This is a genomic window from Salmonella sp. NW884, from assembly GCF_051700745.1.
In the GTDB taxonomy this organism is placed as follows: domain Bacteria; phylum Pseudomonadota; class Gammaproteobacteria; order Enterobacterales; family Enterobacteriaceae; genus Salmonella; species Salmonella enterica.
Genome location: NZ_JAMMDE010000001.1, coordinates 295,397 through 313,332, shown reverse-complemented (window position 1 = coordinate 313,332; position 17,936 = coordinate 295,397). Strand labels below are relative to the sequence as shown.

Genomic DNA, 17,936 nt, shown 5'->3' with positions numbered 1-17,936 from the left:
TGTTGTTATCGTTAATACTCATAAGACCGCAAACATGTGAGCAATGTCGACACATGATCTCATCAACTTGAGTAAGGAGCAGGTAATGGTAACGGTACGCCGCGAGAAAGATTCAATGGGCGCGATTGAAGTCCCGGCAGATAAACTGTGGGGGGCACAGACTCAACGTTCGCTGGAGCATTTTCGGATTTCCACGGAGAAAATGCCCGTCTCGCTCATTCACGCTCTGGCGTTGACCAAGCGCGCTGCTGCGAAGGTCAACCAGGACTTAGGGTTGTTGGCGGCGGAAAAAGCCAGCGCGATTATCCAGGCGGCTGATGAAGTGCTGGCGGGAAAACATGCTGATGAGTTTCCGCTGGCGATTTGGCAGACCGGGTCCGGTACGCAAAGCAACATGAATATGAATGAAGTGTTAGCGAACCGCGCCAGTGAAATTTTGGGCGGCGTTCGCGGTATGGAACGCAAGGTGCATCCCAATGATGACGTCAATAAGAGTCAAAGCTCAAACGATGTGTTCCCAACCGCCATGCACGTGGCGGCGTTACTGGCGTTACGCGAACACCTTATCCCGCAATTATCCGCATTAACGGATACGCTTCGCGATAAATCCCACGCTTTCGCCGATATTGTCAAAATTGGCCGTACTCACCTGCAGGACGCGACGCCGCTCACCTTAGGCCAGGAGATTTCCGGTTGGGTAGCCATGCTGGAACATAACCTCAGGCACATTGAGCACAGTTTACCGCACATCGCGGAACTGGCGCTCGGCGGAACCGCAGTGGGGACAGGGCTTAATACCCACCCGGAATATGCCCGGCGCGTGGCCGAGGAACTGGCGACGATTACCGCAGCGCCGTTTGTTACCGCCCCGAATAAATTCGAAGCGCTGGCGACCTGTGACGCGTTGGTACAGGCGCATGGCGCATTAAAAGGACTGGCGGCCTCGCTGATGAAAATCGCCAATGATGTTCGCTGGCTGGCGTCCGGCCCGCGCTGCGGCATTGGCGAGATTGCTATCCCGGAGAATGAGCCAGGCAGTTCCATTATGCCTGGTAAAGTGAACCCGACCCAGTGTGAAGCGGTAACGATGCTATGTTGCCAGGTGATGGGTAACGATGTGGCCATCAATATGGGGGGCGCATCGGGCAACTTTGAGCTCAACGTCTATCGTCCGATGGTTATTCATAATTTTCTGCAAACGGTGCGCCTGCTGGCCGATGGCATGGCGAGTTTCAATCAACACTGTGCGTCAGGAATCGAGCCAAACCGCGAGCGTATTACGCAGTTGCTGAATGAGTCGCTGATGCTGGTCACTGCGCTCAATACGCACATCGGTTACGATAAAGCGGCGGAGATTGCGAAGAAGGCGCATAAAGAAGGGCTGACGCTCAAAGCCTCAGCCGTGGCATTAGGATACCTTAGCGACGAGGAGTTCGACGCCTGGGTACGTCCGGAGTTAATGGTTGGCAGTATGACGCCGGGACGTTAATCCGCCACATACAGGTGCAGTCGCGGAATAATCAGTCGCAGCGGCTGCGCCTGTGGTTTAAAACGATGCTGAATATTATCGGCGTCATAGTTTTCCAGCCCGCCAATATCCGGCACGCCAGCGCCGTTGTCCGTGTTGATTAATGCGATAATCGGCGTGGGGCAGGCGTGTTGCACCTGTTTCTGCTGGCCTTTATACCAGATGCGGGCGATCGGCTGTACCTTAACCGGGCGCTTAATCTTGAGTTTGGCCTGCTGCGGTAAGGCGGCGATATCCTGATATTCTCGTTCCAGCTTGAATTGCCATTGTTCGCGCGTCCACGGCGGGACGCTGCGCGGCGACGCGAGGCTTTTTTTCAACTGGCTCAGAACCTCATCCCGGCTTAAATTTTTAATAATATGTTTATTTGCCCAGCCGAAACGTATGGTGGCGGGGTTATTGATAAGCGTCAGCGTGCGGTAAGCGTTCAGCGTAATTAAGCCGGGTAGATGCCGATGCACCCACTCAAAACGTGCCGCTGAGGGAAGACCGGACTCTACCGTAACCATCTGCTCGAAGGTGGTTTTCAACTGGTTAATACGCTGTACCTGATTTTCCAGATCTAACTGTGTCGCATTATCCACTTGATAGCATAAGACGCCAGGCAGGCGGATGGCGGCTTTACTGCTGCGGTTTTCGGACTGCTGTTGAATAAACAAATGGCGATAGTGACGTAGCGCCAGCGCTTCGGCCTTTTTCCCCAGATGTTGCGTGACCTCGATAGTATCCAGCGGCGCATGTTCCGCCTCTTTGGTCACCTGCGGCAGTGAAAAGACACGGGCGATAAGTAGCGAATGCTGCTGTAGATTATCCGACAGCGCCGCCAGGTGTTGTTCTATCTGGCGAAAAGTGCCATTCAGGCGTTCAACGAGATCGTAGCGGGACATGGTATCACTCACTTTAGTTACAACATACTATCTGTATAGCACAGTTCCCGCCGCTCAACCAGCGTGCAAAATACGTCAGGCCGCGGTCATGTCGGGCATCGCGTGCCAGACCGGCCAGCGAAAGCTAAATTTTGCGCCGCCCAGTTCGCTATCGTCACAGACGACGCTACCGCCCATCGCCAGAGCGATAGAGTGTACGATGGCGAGTCCAAGCCCGCAGCCGCCTGTCGCCCGGTCTCTACTGGGGTCGAGTCTGACAAAAGGTTCAAATACGCGCTCTCGCGCATCCGCTTCAATGCCGGGGCCATCATCTTCGACTATCAGCGTTGCCTGACTGCCGTCGAGTAACAGACTGACCTGAACGGTGGTACGGCTGTAGCGCAACGCATTATTCAGCAGGTTATCCAGCACTCGCGACATTAACCGCATATCAAGCGCGCCATAATCGCCGATTACACATGTGAGAAGATTTACGGCGCGTTCCGGGTTCACGCTCTGCACATCCTGCAAATGCGCGAACAACCAGGCGGGGAGGTCGGGTTTGGTCAACATCAGTTCATTTTGTGGTCGGTCAAGGCGCGCATAGGTGAGCAGTTCTTCAATCAGCGCTTCCAGTTGACCAATATCGCGATTGAGCGCCTGTGATTCCGGCGGAGTCAGATTTTCACTCATTTCAAGCCGATAGCGTAAACGTACCAGCGGCGTGCGAAGCTCATGGGCGATACCGTCAATCAGCTGTTTTTTACTGGCGATCAGAGCATTAATGTTATCCGCCATCTGGTTGAACGCGACGCCCAGACGTTCGAAACTGGAACCATTATCGAAATGCAGGCGTTCAGTCAAATGACCCTCGCCAAAGCGCTGCGCGGCGGATTCGAGCCTGAGCATTTCTTGCCAGTGCGGGCGCATCCAGATAAACACAGGAAAGGCGAGAGAAAAGGCAATGAGCGCCATTAAGGCGATATCCAGCAGTCGCATTTGATGCAGGAAATAGAGATAGGGAACCGGGCCAACCGCCAGGACGTAATGGCTGCGCGGGATACGCTGAATAAAGGTGTATTGATCGTCAAGCGCGACAATATCGCCTTCACGCAGTCGCAGCGTGGTGGCGGCATCAAGCTTATAGTGATTTAACGGTTCAACGCGTAAATCGAAAGAGAGGTTCAGGTCCATCTCTTTTAACGTTTTCCCCCATTCACGCGGCGGAATTTCCCGCAGTTCGCTGCGCATCAGATAGAGCGAACTTTTCATCAGATCGTCGAGCGATTGCCTGCCCGCGCGTTCGGCAGTGAATTTGTACACCAGTCCGACCAATAAGGTCATGACCAGAAAACAGACGAACAACAAAAGGTAAAACTGCACAAACAGCTTTTTCATCAACGCCCACCGGATCTCAATACATTAGCTCTATCGCGCGCTGACGAAAAAGATTTCCCGTCAGCGCCGCTGGTGGGTTATAAAAGCAGGCTTTGCGTCAACTGACAACCTCATTGTCCGGCGTTAAGTTCCGGACTTTCGTGAACAATGCGTCCATCGACAAGCGTCAAAATAGCGCGAATGGTATCAATTCTGTCTTCCGGCATCGTCATAAATGGCTGATTGAGTACCGCCAGATCGGCCTGTTTTCCGACGCTAAGCTGGCCCCGGTGTTGTTCGGCAAAGGCGAGCCAGGCGGCATGACGTGTATATAACGCTAGCGCTTCCAGACGCGTGAGCCGCTCGCTGGCGGGTTTACGCACGGAACCGCCTGACGCTATACCGGTGATATGATATTCGATAGCGTGCCAGACACCGGCAATGCCAATACGCGTCGAATCGGTGCCGCCAGCTACCACAAGTCCTTTATCCAGCGCCAGTCGAACCGGCGGCGAATTGTCCGTCGCGCCGGGTGGGTTGGCGTCACGGATGGCAAGCCCCTCAAAGTAAGGCCCCATTTGCACAGTGTATGCCAGGCCCAGCTTACGCATTCGCTCAAGCGTCTGTGGCGAACCGGTATTCAGGTGCGCAATAGACCAGCGGAGAGGGCGCAGATCGTACTGCTGCGCTACCTGCTCAAAAATCGTCAATATCGCGTCGGCGCTGTCATCGGTATAGGCGTGGATCTCAAGCGGTATTCCCCGTTTTGCCGCAAGCGTCGCGACCTGGCGAAGCGCGGTTTTGTCCTGCTCTGAGGAAGAAAATCCTGGGGCCATCCGCACGCCGTCATTCATTCCGGCCACCAGGCTTTCCCCCAGGCCAAGAAAAGCCAGTTGCCCGTCATCGGCACGCGCCGGGCGAAAGGCCATCAGGTTGCTGAACCACTGCGCTTCATGACCTTTCGCTTCCGGCTGTACCGGAATGCGATACCCCACGCGCAGCGGTAAATCCCCCTGGTTTCGCATTGCAAATAAAGGCTCATAAGCGGCGGCAGGCCCGGCAGAGGGGTCAATGATGCCGGTCACGCCGCGAGCGTTCATATCAGCGAAAAATTGCCGCAGACCGCCCTCGCGATCGGCGTTACGACTTATGCTGGCAAAAAGCTGATTGAACGCGGCGATGTCACCAAATAATTTCCCCGTGGCGCTACCTTTTGCGTCGCGCTCTACGCGGATTCCCGCTAAATCAGGAGGAGGGGTGTTGTTAAGGCCAAGTACGTCTATACCGCGCTGATTCACTAACGCATAGTCGTACAGATACTGAATATAAGCCGGATGATCGGGAAGGGCGTGGCTCAGTTCGGCTACCGTCGGCGCCCGGTTTTCTGCAAATTGCGCCGGTATCCACGATCCCACTACGGCTACCCATTGATCGTGGGGACGACGGTTAGCGTCGGCGCGTAATTTATCCAGCGCGTCTTTAAGCGAAGGGCTGTCGTACCAGTAGGTTTCGAATGTCCAGGTTTGTCCGCCGCGAATGGCATGAATGTGGGTATCGGTCAGGCCGGGTATCACGGTTTTACCCTGTAAATCGATGGTACGGGTATGGTTGCCGCGCCATTCATTTGTCGCCGTATCATCGCCAATCGCCACAATCCGCGAGCCGGAAATCGCCAGCGCGCTGGCCTGCGGCTGGGCATCATTCAGAGTGATGATATTACCGTTATGCAAAATAATATCCGCTGCCGGGCGGGCGGCGGTGGCTGCGCCTGTGGCCGTGAGCAGAAAGAGAAGCGCGGTTCTGGAAAGCAGAGGCGGGACGAGACTGATCATTAGCATGTTCCTTTTGTCGGGCGATAAGCAAACCATAGAGAGCGAACAAGAATCGTTCAATCCGTACCCAGGGAACAGTGCGTTCTGTTTTTAGAACGGTGGTGATGAAAAAAGAAAAGCCCGCCGAAACGGCGGGCTTGAGAAGAATTAATGAATAATTAGAACTGGTAAACCATACCCAGCGCGACGATATCATCAGTGCTGATACCGGCATCTTTATAGAACTGGTCGTCATCATCCAGCAGGTTGATTTTATAATCAACATAGGTGGAGAAGTTTTTGTTGAAATAGTAGGTAGCACCTACATCAGCATATTTAACCAGGTCTTTATCATCGCCATTAACGTTGTTATAGGTCAGATCTTTACCTTTAGACATCAGGAAAGAAACCGCCGGGCGCAGACCGAAATCAAATTGATATTGGGCTGTAACTTCGAAGTTTTGCGTTTTGTTTGCTACGCCGCCAGCATAACCCGCATCCGTTTTACCATAAGGCGTCATATTACGGGTTTCAGAATACATAGTCGCTAAATAGATGTTGTTGGCATCATATTTCAAGCCAGCTGTCCATGCATCCGCTTTGTCGCCGCCAGCAATCGTGCCGCCAGCATTGACTTGCTCATTAGTACGATCGGAAGTGGTATACGCAGCGCCTGCGCTGAAGCCCATGCCAATATCATAGGTAGTAGAAATACCGAAGCCATCACCGTTATCGTAACGAATATCGTCGCCATTATTACGGTTATTGGTACCGATATTTACATCGTCAGCGCTTTGGCTTTCATTTTTACCCTGATATTGCAACGCGAAGTTCAGACCGTCTACCAGACCGAAGAAATCAGTGTTACGGTAGGTGGCCACGCCGTTAGCACGACCGGTCATGTAGTTGTCAGCGTAAGTATAGGAGTCGCCGCCGAACTCAGGCAGCATATCGGTCCAGCCTTCCACGTCGTACAGGACGCCGTAGTTACGACCATAGTCGAATGAGCCGTAGTCGCCGAATTTCAGGCCGGCGAATGCCAGACGAGTCCAGGAATTAGCGCCTTCGCCTTCGGTAGTGTTAGCCTGAACGTTATATTCCCACTGGCCGTAACCGGTCAGTTGGTCGTTAATCTGTGTTTCGCCTTTAAAGCCGACACGCATATAGGTCTGATCGCCATCTTTAGAAGAGTCATCAGAGAAATAGTGCAGGCCGTCTACTTTCCCGTAAAGGTCCAGTTTGTTGCCGTCTTTGTTATAAATTTCAGCGGCGTGTGCTGCGCCAGCAGCCAGCAGAGCCGGGATGACAAGTGCCAATACTTTTCTTTTCATTTTTTTATCCTTAAAAACTTAACTTATTTGCAAAAGATTGAACTTCTACAGATTCGTTGAATCAAAGGCATCCTAATCTGAATAATATTATTTCAGCAAATGCTAACTTTTCTTATATGTTATTAATTAATACAAAAGTTACTATCGGAAACGCATATATTTATGGTGAATATATTTGTTATTATATATTCATGGTTGTGATTTGTTTTATTTCACAATTTGCGAAAAAAGACGGCAATATAGCGGCGGGCAGACATTCTGTTATCAATTTTGTGAACTGGCTTCGAGTTTTTTTAATTTAATTTTCTTGGGCGAAAAAGACGTAATGAAGAACCGCAATGCAGAGAAAACGGTAATAAAGGGGCTGTTCCGACTAATAAAAATAGCATCCATGTATGCAATGCCTGTTTTTTGAACAGTGGCGGTGATGAGCATCGCCACTATGACTTGATAAAGGCAGGTAAAATCTGTCGGCTCACTTATCCCGTCGTTTCGTCCCAGGCATGAGGGGCAAAAAGATAGCCTTTATTGCGAATGGTCTTTATACGATAGGGCTCAGCAGCGCTATCCAGCAGTTTCTTACGCAGGCGGGAAATCGCCACATCCACGCTGCGATCCAGACCATCATAATTGACGCCGCGCAGCGTTTTTAGCAACGCGTCGCGATCCATAATTTGTCCGGCGTGTGTCGCCAGTTCCCAGAGCAATTCAAAATCGGCGGTGGAGAGCGATATGAAATCGCCATTGAGCTGGACCGCCCGGTTAAGGGGATCGATGGTTAACGCGCCAAAACGCAGCGCTTTATGCGGCGTAAGCGCGCTCTCCTGAAGACTTTTTGCCTGTTGCGTTTGTTCGCTTTGCCGGAGGTGTAAGCGCAGACGCGCCAGCAAAACGGCCGGAGGCGTGGTTTTGAGGATGTAGTCGCAGGCGCCCATCTCCAGCGCCAGAATATGATTCATATCACTGTCCAGCGAGGTGAGCAGGACAATCGGGCCTTGCCAGCGGTGGCGTAAATCGCGGCATATCGTCATGCCATCTTTACCTGGAAGCATAATATCCAGTAAAACCAGATCGGGCTGAGTGGTGAGGATAAGATCCTCCGCCCGGTCACCACGCGGCTCAACAATGACATCAATATCATGTTTCGCCAGATAAGCGGCAATGAGAGAACCCACTTCAGCGTCGTCTTCAACAAATACAATGCGGTTCATATTATAAATGGAGAATAGAAAACGCCAACATACACCTCCTCTGTTTTCCCTTCCATAAATCTTTTCTAAACGAGAGCGGTTCCGTTATGCTACATGCTGTTGTTATTAGCATGTTAAGGCAAGGTAATGGGACTCGTGATTAAAGCTGCCCTGGGGGCGCTGGTCGTCGTATTGATTGGTCTGCTGTCAAAAACAAAAAATTATTATATCGCCGGATTAATTCCTCTGTTTCCAACGTTTGCGCTTATCGCGCACTATATCGTGGCTAGCGAGCGGGGCATCGACGCGATGCGTACCACCATCGTCTTTAGCATGTGGTCGATCATTCCTTATTTCATTTATCTTGCAACGCTATGGTATTTCAGCGGCGTGATGCGCCTGCCCGTCGCGCTTGGCGGTGCGGTGGTCTGCTGGGGGCTAAGCGCGTGGCTGCTGATTTTTTGCTGGATTAAATGGCATTAATATTGGCAAAGACCGTGGTTTCCCCATCGTAATACAGACGGATATTACGATAGGGAGGTTGTTAACCCACCAGCATCCACGTAGCCGGAACCGCCGCGACCAGCAATAAACCAATCAGCACGACTTCCTGACGATTTAATACATTGTCATGCTTGTGCGTCCGACGCGCATACAGGAAAACCAGTAATCCAGGCGCGTACAGTACGACGGACAGCAGCAGGTGCATAGGGCCCGACGCATATAATAACCATAAGCCATAAATACAGGCTCCGATACCGACCGCCCGATGGAGGGGACGCGTTGCAATCTTCAGCAGAAATGCGCCGACCAGAAAGTAGGGCACCAGAATCATTTCTGACGCAATCGTCAATAGCGTGTTGTAGTCCGAACCGGTCAGCCAGATCAGCACCAGACAGATTTGCACACAGATATTGGTGAGCCATAACGATGCAGAAGGCGCGCCTTGCGCATTTTGTCGCGCGAAGATGCCCGGGAAGGATTTATAGGCTGCCGCCAGAAACGGCACCTCTGCCGCCATGATAGTCCAGCTTAGATAAGCCCCGCAGACAGACACAATCAGTCCCGCTGCAATAATAATTTCTCCCCACGGCCCCATCATTTTCACCATCAGACCGGCCATCGACGGGTTGCGCATCTCCGCCAGTTCCGGACGCGCAAGAACGCCAAGAGAAAGCAGCGTGACCAGGAGATATATTCCCAGCGCTGCGAGTACTGCCAGTAGCGTGGCGCGGCCTACATCGCGTTTATTTTTCGCTCGGGCCGAGACGACGACGGCGCCTTCAACGCCAATAAACACCCACAGCGTAATAAGCATGGTGTTCTTGACCTGTTCCCATACGGGAATACCGAGTTCAACACCGGTGAAGTCCAGTGTGAAGGTATCCAGTTTGAACATCATGATAGCCAGCACAATAAACGCGCCGAGCGGCAACAGTTTCGCCAGAGTCGCAACCAGATTGATGCTGGCTGCCGTTTGTACGCCGCGCAGGATGAGGAAATGGACAATCCAGAGCAGGACTGAAGCGCCGACAATAGCCTGCCAGGTATTACCGTCGCCAAACAGACGCAGGGCAGGCGTATCGGTAAAGAAACTCAGCGCTGAAAAGACGATAACCAAATAGGATACGTTGGCGATGACCGCGCACAGCCAATAGCCCCAGGCAGAACAAAAGCCAATCAGTTCGCCGAAGCCTTCGCGGGCGTAAGTAAAGATGCCGCCGTCAAGCTCGGAGCGAATGCGCGTAAGGATTAACATGGCGAATGCCAGTAGGAGTATCCCCACGCCGGTAATGGCCCAGCCAATTAACAACGCAGCCGGACTGGCAACGGCGGCCATATTCTGGGGCAGACTGAAAACACCTGCGCCAAGCATTGAGCTTAAAACCAGCGCGGTCAGCGCGCTCAGTCCCAGTTTTTTTTCCATTGGTATCCAGCTATAAAAATGAAATTGGAAGAATAATTATTATGGCAAAACGCATAAAAATGGTGAAAGCCACTAAGGCGCGGGATTTTACGGAGAGAAGGGACCGCATGCAACGGCCTGGATAAGATTTATCGCCAAAAAAGCGAAAAGTGAGATTCATCGCGATATTTGACGGAACTGGCATCCCGCGAGAAAGTGCCGGATGGCGGCTTATCAGGCCTGCCGTTGAACGATAGTGTAGGCCTGATAAGGCAGGTATGCCGCCATCCGGCGAGAAAGCCTGATGGCGACGCGCGCCTTATTTATAGAGGTCGGCGCTGATGGTGATGTTATTACCGCGCTCCTGCCACTGACGCGTAATATGATAATACTTAGCGCCTTTCTTCGCCGCGCGTTTGGCGACCTGGTAGGAGATTTCTGTCATATTGCCGTAGTTGCCGGTGAACTTAACGCTGTCGAAAGGCACCATCATCGCAGCCGTCGCTTTATTCAGTTCCTCAACTTTTGTGCCATCCGGAAGTGTGACAGTGTAACGCCCGCCTTTGGAGGATTGCGTTTCGAAGAAACGGCCTACTTCGGCGCTCGGCGAGGCTGACGTGGCGACGCCTGGAATTTCGACTTTCTTCGCAGCTTCGCCGCCCTGAGCCAGCGCGGCGCGGCCAGCTTCAGAGTCTGCCGGAATAGCGTCCGGGCTCTGGACGATGCGTTTTTTCGCATCTTGTTTATAGATAAATGCAGTGATGCGCTGGTTTCCGCCCTGATTCGCATCTATCTGACGAACAATATAGAAAGCATATGCGCCTTTTTGTTTCGCCGCTTTCGTAATGGCATCGTTAACTTCCGGCTGGCTACGGTAGAAGCCCTGAACGGTGACGGTATCATACGGTTCTAATTGTACGGCCTGGTCTTTCGGTAATTCCACGATGCCATTAATGACACGATTTTTGGGCGCGTCGGCTTTCGGCGCGTCGGCTTTATACACGTCCGCCACAACACGCCAGTTACCACTGTTGCCGAACTCCGAGGTGTCGACAACATAGAAGGAGGCTGCGCCTTCTTTATCTGCGCGGCGGGACACGGCGGAGACCGCATCGCCAATAGCATTAAAACGACCGGTAATAACGATGCGGTCATAAGGTTTTAGTGCAGCCGCTTGCTCCGGCGTCAGTTCTGTTGCTGCATGGACAGAAAAAGCAGCCGCAGAAAGCAGAGCCGACGCCAGGAGAGTGTTCTTAAGCTTCATAAAAATAATCCTTCGCCTTGCGCAAACCAGGTACTGGTATTGTTATTGACTAGAAACGTGGCTGATTATTGCATTTAAACCATATGGATGTCTGCGGGATTTTTCACGCATCGTGTCATGTATCCTATCTTTGATGATAACATTTGCCGATATGTCGAAAAAAACGGCGTCCGGGCGGCTAAGCTAATGAAGCGCATAAATTTAATAAGTTAATTTAATGTTAATTTCTTGATCGCGCCAGGGGTTTAATGATGTTTTGCTGTCAAATTTGAGCGAATTATCAGCCCTCGCAGGCCATTTTCAAGGCATTATGGCTGCTTAGCGGCTGAATCGTTCATGTTTTGCAAATTTGATAAAAAATTCTGTTTTTTGGCGCTAGATCACAGGCGTTATTTTCAGTAGGTTATAGAGAGTTTGTAACGGTTTTATTCTGCTGGGGTAACATTTACCTCAAACGCGGGCAGGCGTACGCTTCTCGCGCTTACTGACAAACCATCATCAAAAATATCGATGGAAGGGAACATTTATGCGAATTGGCATACCAAAAGAGCGGTTACCCAATGAAACCCGTGTCGCTGCGACGCCGAAAACGGTAGAGCAGCTACTGAAGCTGGGGTTTAGCGTCGCTATCGAAAGCGGGGCGGGTCAACTGGCAAGTTTTGACGACAAAGCGTTTGCGCAGGCTGGCGCGGATATTGTAGACGGCAATGCTATCTGGCAGTCGGAAATTATTCTCAAGGTTAATGCGCCTGAAGAAGATGAAATCGCTTTACTGAACCCCGGAACTACGCTGGTCAGTTTTATCTGGCCTGCGCAAAATCCTGGGTTAATGGAGAAACTTGCCGAACGTAAGGTTACGGTGATGGCGATGGACTCCGTGCCGCGTATTTCCCGCGCGCAGTCGCTCGACGCGTTAAGCTCAATGGCGAATATCGCGGGTTATCGCGCCATTGTAGAGGCCGCACATGAATTTGGGCGCTTCTTTACCGGGCAAATCACCGCCGCCGGGAAAGTGCCACCGGCGAAGGTGATGGTGATTGGCGCGGGCGTAGCCGGTCTTGCGGCTATCGGCGCGGCAAACAGCCTGGGGGCGATTGTCCGCGCGTTTGATACTCGTCCTGAAGTCAAAGAGCAGGTCCAGAGTATGGGGGCTGAGTTCCTCGAACTGGATTTTAAAGAGGAAGCCGGTAGCGGCGATGGTTACGCCAAAGTGATGTCCGAGGCGTTTATCAAAGCGGAAATGGCGCTCTTTGCCGCCCAGGCCAAAGAGGTCGACATCATTGTTACCACCGCGTTGATTCCGGGCAAACCTGCGCCGAAGCTGATTACCCGCGATATGGTCGATTCTATGAAGGCCGGCAGCGTGATTGTCGACCTGGCCGCGCAGAATGGCGGTAACTGCGAATATACCGTCGCCAATCAGGTTGTGACGACGGACAATGGCGTGAAAGTGATTGGCTATACCGATCTACCGGGGCGTTTGCCGACGCAGTCATCCCAGCTTTATGGCACCAACCTGGTTAACCTGCTGAAGCTGCTGTGCAAAGAGAAAGACGGCAATATTGACGTGGATTTTGACGATGTCGTGATCCGTGGCGTGACGGTGATTCGCGACGGCGACATTACCTGGCCTGCGCCGCCAATCCAGGTTTCCGCGCAGTCACAGGCCGCGCCTAAAGCAGCACCTGCGCCAAAAGAGCCGGAAAAGCCCACTTCACCCTGGCGGAAGTATGCGTTAATGGCGCTGGCGATCATTCTTTTTGGCTGGCTGGCCGATGTCGCGCCAAAAGAGTTCCTCGGCCATTTTACCGTGTTTGCGCTCGCCTGCGTGGTTGGTTATTACGTGGTGTGGAACGTGTCTCATGCGCTTCATACGCCATTAATGTCGGTGACCAACGCAATTTCAGGGATTATTGTTGTCGGGGCATTATTGCAAATTGGTCAGGGCGGCTGGGTCAGCTTCCTGAGCTTTATCGCGGTGCTTATCGCCAGCATTAATATTTTCGGTGGCTTCACCGTGACTCAGCGTATGCTGAAAATGTTCCGGAAAAACTAAGGGGTAACACATGTCTGGAGGATTAGTTACAGCTGCATACATTGTTGCCGCGATCCTGTTTATTTTCAGTCTTGCCGGGCTTTCAAAGCATGAAACGTCCCGCCAGGGGAATAACTTCGGTATTGCCGGGATGGCGATCGCGTTGCTGGCGACCATTTTTGGGCCGGATACCGGCAACGTGGCATGGATTCTGGTCGCCATGATTATTGGCGGCGCGATTGGCATCCGCATGGCGAAAAAAGTTGAGATGACCGAGATGCCGGAGCTGGTCGCGATTCTGCACAGTTTCGTGGGCCTGGCGGCGGTACTGGTTGGCTTTAACAGCTATCTGTACCATGACGCCAGTCTGGCGCCGGTGCTGGTGAATATCCATCTGACCGAAGTCTTCCTCGGTATCTTTATTGGCGCAGTCACTTTCACTGGATCGATCGTAGCGTTTGGTAAACTGCGCGGCAAAATCTCTTCTAAGCCGTTGATGTTGCCTAACCGTCACAAAATGAACCTGGCGGCGCTGGTTGTTTCTTTCCTGTTGCTGCTGGTTTTTGTTCGTACCGAAAGCGTGGGTCTACAGGTTCTGGCGCTGCTGCTGATGACCATTATCGCGCTGGCGTTTGGTTGGCATCTGGTCGCCTCTATCGGCGGGGCGGACATGCCGGTGGTTGTTTCAATGCTGAACTCCTATTCCGGTTGGGCTGCCGCGGCGGCTGGCTTTATGTTAAGCAACGATTTGCTGATTGTGACCGGCGCGCTGGTCGGTTCGTCAGGCGCGATCCTGTCTTACATTATGTGTAAAGCGATGAACCGCTCTTTCATCAGCGTTATTGCCGGTGGGTTCGGTACTGACGGCTCCTCAACGGGCGACGATCAGGAAGCTGGCGAACATCGCGAAATCACGGCGGAAGAGACCGCTGAGATGCTGAAAAACTCCCACTCCGTCATTATTACGCCGGGGTACGGGATGGCGGTAGCGCAGGCGCAGTATCCGGTGGCGGAAATCACCGAAAAACTGCGTGCGCGCGGGATCAACGTGCGTTTCGGCATTCATCCGGTGGCGGGTCGCCTGCCGGGGCATATGAACGTGCTGTTGGCGGAGGCGAAAGTGCCTTATGACATCGTGCTGGAGATGGACGAAATCAATGATGATTTCGCCGATACCGATACCGTGCTGGTGATTGGCGCGAACGATACGGTGAACCCGGCGGCGCAAGACGATCCCCGCAGCCCGATCGCCGGTATGCCGGTTCTCGAAGTGTGGAAAGCACAGAATGTCGTGGTCTTTAAGCGTTCAATGAATACCGGTTATGCTGGTGTGCAGAACCCGCTGTTCTTTAAAGAGAATACGCAAATGCTGTTTGGCGATGCCAAAGCCAGCGTGGATGCAATTCTGAAAGCGCTTTAATCTTTTAATCGTGCGACGGCCTCTTCGGAGGCCGTTTTTATACACTTCATCCTTTAAGCTGCCTCTTTGTTAGCTGCGCTCAGAAACCCCGGTCACATCGTTATCTATGCTCCCGGGGATTTCTTCCCTTGCCGCCGCGATGCATCTTGAATGATTTTGTGTATATATTGCATTTTATCTTTTGTTTAAATCGCTAAGCAGAACGGCGATACTCTGCCCGCCGGTGGTCTGTTCGAGGGCGATTTTGACAATGATGGTTAACGGAACGGAGAGCAGCATGCCCACCGGACCTAATAGCCAGCCCCAGAAAATTAACGACAAAAATACCACTAAGGTTGAAAGTCCTAAACCACGTCCCATGATACGTGGCTCAAGGATATTGCCGAAGACCAGATTAATCAGCAGATAGCCCGCCAGCACCAGCAGCGCATCATAAAACCCGTTAAATACCAGCACCTGAATAATGGGCGGCAGGGCAGCGAGCACCGATCCAATATTAGGGATATAGTTCAGCGCGAAGGCCAGTAGACCCCAGACAAAGGCGAAGCGGACATCCAGAGCGGCCAGCATTCCCCATGCGACCAGTCCCGTCACGATACTGATCGCTGTTTTTAGCACCAGATAATGTGAAACGCTATCAAGCGCGCGTTGAATTGCCGCCATACCTTCCAACGGACGGCTCATCATCTGTTGCAGTTTTTCAGGCAGTTGTGGAACCTCCAGCAGCATGAATACCACGGTCAATAACAATAAAAAGATGGACGACATGGCATTGGACAGCTGGGTGAGCAGGTTCGTTACCAGAGTCATGGCGGCGTTTGGATCGATATATTTCGCCAGCTCATCAACCGACACGCCAATGCCTGCTCGCTGCAACCACGGTTCGATACGTTGCAACGGTATCACCAATGAGGAGCGATACTGCGGTAGGGTACGGGCCAGTTCATTTAATGATGTCCCCAAATAGGCCAGTAGCAGTACCATTAACATAACAATAATCACAATGAGCAATGATACGGCGATAACGCGCGGAATTCGACATCGGGTCATCCGTTGCACAACGGGATTGAGAACGACTGCAATAAATAACGCCAAAATAAAGGGAACAATGATATCTGCGGCGAAGCGGATACCGCTCAGAATAACCACCAGCATTCCCAGCATAATGACGATTTTTAGACCATTGAGCGTGATGATCGGTTTTGCCATATCAGTCCCTGTTTTCTGATGCCGACACGAATAATAATGTGATGTCGGTCGACCTGTTCTGGTTAAAATCAAACACTTCAGGTAAAGAAGTGAAAATATTTTGAGTTAATTCCTGGCTTATGATACAAATCAGGCGTGTTCAACTACCGAGGACAATTATCATCCGCGATGACGAGAAGCAACACTGCGGATAATTGTAATATTATGGACAATATGTTCAGCGCTTTTTTCTCCACGCAAACGCATCTTCATTCTACCTCCTTTTTCCTGCTTATCGGCGAGCAGCACTGGCGTAACGCGCTTTAGTCTCTTACTTCTGCCTGAGCTGGCGCAATGCGCTGTGCTAACTGATTTTATTTTTTAGTTTGCTGCGTGCAGCAGACTCGAAAGAGTATATTCTCATGCAGGAGAAGTGTCATGTTTTACTGGATTTTATTAGCTCTGGCTATCGCGACTGAAATTACCGGCACGCTCTCAATGAAATGGGCTAGCGTGGGTAATGGCAAGGCGGGTTTTATTTTAATGCTGGTGATGATCACGCTGTCATATATATTTCTTTCTTTTGCGGTAAAAAAGATTGCCCTGGGTGTGGCGTATGCCTTATGGGAAGGGATCGGCATTTTATTTATTACCATTTTTAGCGTGCTGCTATTTGATGAAGCATTATCAACCATGAAGATTGCCGGCTTGCTGACGCTGGTCGCCGGCATCGTATTGATCAAATCAGGGACGCGTAAACCCGGCAAACCGGTGAAGGAGGCGACTCGTGCAACAATTTGAATGGATACACGGCGCCTGGCTTGGGTTGGCAATAATACTGGAAATCGCGGCTAACGTACTGTTGAAATTTTCGGACGGCTTTCGCCGTAAATGCTATGGCATCTTATCGCTTGCCGCTGTTCTGGCCGCCTTCAGCGCGCTTTCCCAGGCGGTAAAAGGGATAGACCTGTCGGTGGCGTATGCGCTATGGGGCGGTTTTGGTATTGCCGCCACGCTGGCGGCGGGCTGGGTGCTCTTCGGCCAGCGCTTAAACCCCAAAGGCTGGGTTGGCGTGATATTGCTGCTCGCCGGAATGGTCATGATCAAATTTGCCTGAGACGATCGCTGCCTGCCGGTCAGGCAGCGATTCCCGCATTAATCCTGCGCCAGAGCTTTCAGCTTATCGCGAAAGCCGGTGACGGATATAGCGCGGTTATCGGCGCGCCAGCGATCTTTAGCCGCAGGGGCGGAGCTTTGTACGCCAATAAGCTGCCATCCGCTATCCGTGTGCAATAAGAGCGGCGAGCCGCTGTCGCCAGGTAACGTGTCGCACTGGTGTGAGAGTACGGCATTCTGCGCCCAGCCGGTCACGACGCAATCCTGATGGGAATAGAGCGCATTCAGATGATCTTCTGGATAACCGGACTGCGTGACTTTTCGGTCTGCGGCTTTCAACGCCGCAGTGAGCGCCGCTTTATCGCCGGTAAATAAAGGCACTGGCGTGATACCGGAAGGTGGGTAGCGCAATATTACCAGACCAAAATCCCAGCTTGCCGCGGCAGGCGGCACAATCCAGCCATCGCCATCCGCTTTCAGACGTCGGCCCAGCGACGGTTCAACGCGGCCTTCAATGCCGTGGATTTCATAGCGCCATACTCCTTTTCGCGCCACAAAACGCAGCGCAACCGCCTTGTCTGGTTTTCCTTTCGGTGGCGTTAGCAGGCAGTGACCTGCTGTCAGGGCGATATGCGGGGAGATAAGTGTTGCCGTACACAAATTACCGCTGGCGGTCTCTAGTTGCCCGATGGCATCCCACGGCGATTGGGTAGGATCGGCGACGGGCACCCGATCGTCATGGTTAAAAAAAAGCGTTTTGACGTCGCTGGCATCCGTGGCGTCTGTTTCAGCCCCCCTGGCTTTCGCCATAACCGGTAAAAAACACACTATGCCCAGTAATACAGCAATGGTTTTATGCATATCACACTCTGGTGGGTAATTATGATTATTAACAACAAACCCT

At 52.1% G+C, this 17,936-nt stretch carries 16 protein-coding genes; 7 read left to right on the top strand and 9 right to left on the bottom strand.

Annotated features, from left to right (window positions below; translation table 11 throughout):
• The first annotated feature begins 85 nt into the window (after positions 1-85).
• Positions 86-1,489 carry a class II fumarate hydratase gene (gene fumC, locus NA197_RS01520; protein ID WP_064043442.1) on the top strand — a complete coding sequence of 468 codons (1,404 nt, stop codon included), beginning with the start codon at positions 86-88 and terminating at the stop codon, positions 1,487-1,489.
• Here fumC and tus read toward each other — a convergent pair.
• The 5 genes from tus to rstA all read right to left on the bottom strand — a co-directional run bounded on the left by tus (position 1,486) and on the right by rstA (position 8,124).
• Positions 1,486-2,415 (bottom strand): DNA replication terminus site-binding protein, encoded by a 930-nt coding sequence (tus, locus tag NA197_RS01515; protein ID WP_064043441.1) that lies wholly within the window; start codon positions 2,413-2,415, stop codon positions 1,486-1,488. The genes fumC and tus overlap by 4 nt on opposite strands.
• A 75-nt stretch (positions 2,416-2,490) precedes the next feature.
• On the bottom strand, positions 2,491-3,792 hold the full coding sequence (gene rstB / locus NA197_RS01510) for a two-component system sensor histidine kinase RstB (RefSeq protein ID WP_064043440.1): 1,302 nt from the start codon (positions 3,790-3,792) through the stop codon (positions 2,491-2,493).
• A gap of 110 nt (positions 3,793-3,902) precedes the next feature.
• Entirely contained in the window at positions 3,903-5,609 is a 1,707-nt protein-coding gene (locus NA197_RS01505; protein ID WP_074181628.1) for an amidohydrolase, read from the bottom strand.
• A gap of 152 nt (positions 5,610-5,761) precedes the next feature.
• The gene (gene ompS2 / locus NA197_RS01500; RefSeq protein ID WP_000824320.1) at positions 5,762-6,913 is read right to left on the bottom strand and encodes a porin OmpS2; all 1,152 of its coding nucleotides are present in this window, start codon (positions 6,911-6,913) and stop codon (positions 5,762-5,764) included.
• Positions 6,914-7,392: 479 nt separating this feature from the next.
• On the bottom strand, positions 7,393-8,124 hold the full coding sequence (gene rstA, locus NA197_RS01495; RefSeq protein WP_001080048.1) for a two-component system response regulator RstA: 732 nt from the start codon (positions 8,122-8,124) through the stop codon (positions 7,393-7,395).
• Between the two features lie 126 nt (positions 8,125-8,250).
• On the opposite strand from rstA, the gene NA197_RS01490 reads away from it, so the two are divergent.
• Entirely contained in the window at positions 8,251-8,586 is a 336-nt protein-coding gene (locus NA197_RS01490) for a GlpM family protein (protein WP_000524877.1), read from the top strand.
• 61 nt (positions 8,587-8,647) lie between these two features.
• Here the strand turns inward: NA197_RS01490 and NA197_RS01485 are convergent, their stop codons facing one another.
• Together NA197_RS01485 and ydgH are read right to left on the bottom strand one after the other, a co-directional pair.
• Complete coding sequence (locus NA197_RS01485) at positions 8,648-10,030, bottom strand: amino acid permease (protein WP_000412353.1); 1,383 nt, start codon at positions 10,028-10,030, stop codon at positions 8,648-8,650.
• Between the two features lie 298 nt (positions 10,031-10,328).
• Positions 10,329-11,273, bottom strand: a complete 945-nt coding sequence (gene ydgH, locus NA197_RS01480; protein WP_000769294.1) for a DUF1471 family protein YdgH — start codon at positions 11,271-11,273, stop codon at positions 10,329-10,331.
• A 526-nt stretch (positions 11,274-11,799) separates the two neighbouring features.
• Here ydgH and pntA point away from each other — a divergent pair.
• Both pntA and pntB read left to right on the top strand, forming a co-directional pair.
• Positions 11,800-13,329, top strand: coding sequence for a Re/Si-specific NAD(P)(+) transhydrogenase subunit alpha (pntA, locus tag NA197_RS01475; protein ID WP_064043438.1), 1,530 nt, complete (start codon positions 11,800-11,802; stop codon positions 13,327-13,329).
• A gap of 10 nt (positions 13,330-13,339) precedes the next feature.
• The gene (pntB, locus tag NA197_RS01470) at positions 13,340-14,728 is read left to right on the top strand and encodes a Re/Si-specific NAD(P)(+) transhydrogenase subunit beta (protein ID WP_000014056.1); all 1,389 of its coding nucleotides are present in this window, start codon (positions 13,340-13,342) and stop codon (positions 14,726-14,728) included.
• A gap of 174 nt (positions 14,729-14,902) precedes the next feature.
• Here the strand turns inward: pntB and NA197_RS01465 are convergent, their stop codons facing one another.
• Entirely contained in the window at positions 14,903-15,937 is a 1,035-nt protein-coding gene (locus NA197_RS01465; RefSeq protein WP_023233748.1) for an AI-2E family transporter, read from the bottom strand.
• A gap of 135 nt (positions 15,938-16,072) precedes the next feature.
• On the opposite strand from NA197_RS01465, the gene NA197_RS01460 reads away from it, so the two are divergent.
• The 3 genes from NA197_RS01460 (at position 16,073) to mdtI (ending at position 17,033) form a co-directional block, all read left to right on the top strand.
• Positions 16,073-16,243: a protein YdgV gene (locus tag NA197_RS01460; protein ID WP_001539987.1), complete on the top strand. Its 171-nt coding sequence runs from the start codon at positions 16,073-16,075 to the stop codon at positions 16,241-16,243.
• A gap of 111 nt (positions 16,244-16,354) precedes the next feature.
• On the top strand, positions 16,355-16,717 hold the full coding sequence (mdtJ, locus tag NA197_RS01455) for a multidrug/spermidine efflux SMR transporter subunit MdtJ (protein ID WP_064043437.1): 363 nt from the start codon (positions 16,355-16,357) through the stop codon (positions 16,715-16,717).
• Positions 16,704-17,033, top strand: a complete 330-nt coding sequence (mdtI, locus tag NA197_RS01450; protein WP_023227478.1) for a multidrug/spermidine efflux SMR transporter subunit MdtI — start codon at positions 16,704-16,706, stop codon at positions 17,031-17,033. The genes mdtJ and mdtI overlap by 14 nt, the downstream gene beginning before the upstream one ends.
• 38 nt (positions 17,034-17,071) lie before the next feature.
• Here mdtI and NA197_RS01445 read toward each other — a convergent pair whose 3' ends face one another.
• The gene (locus NA197_RS01445) at positions 17,072-17,893 is read right to left on the bottom strand and encodes a trypsin-like serine peptidase (protein ID WP_000549649.1); all 822 of its coding nucleotides are present in this window, start codon (positions 17,891-17,893) and stop codon (positions 17,072-17,074) included.
• Positions 17,894-17,936 lie beyond the last annotated feature (43 nt).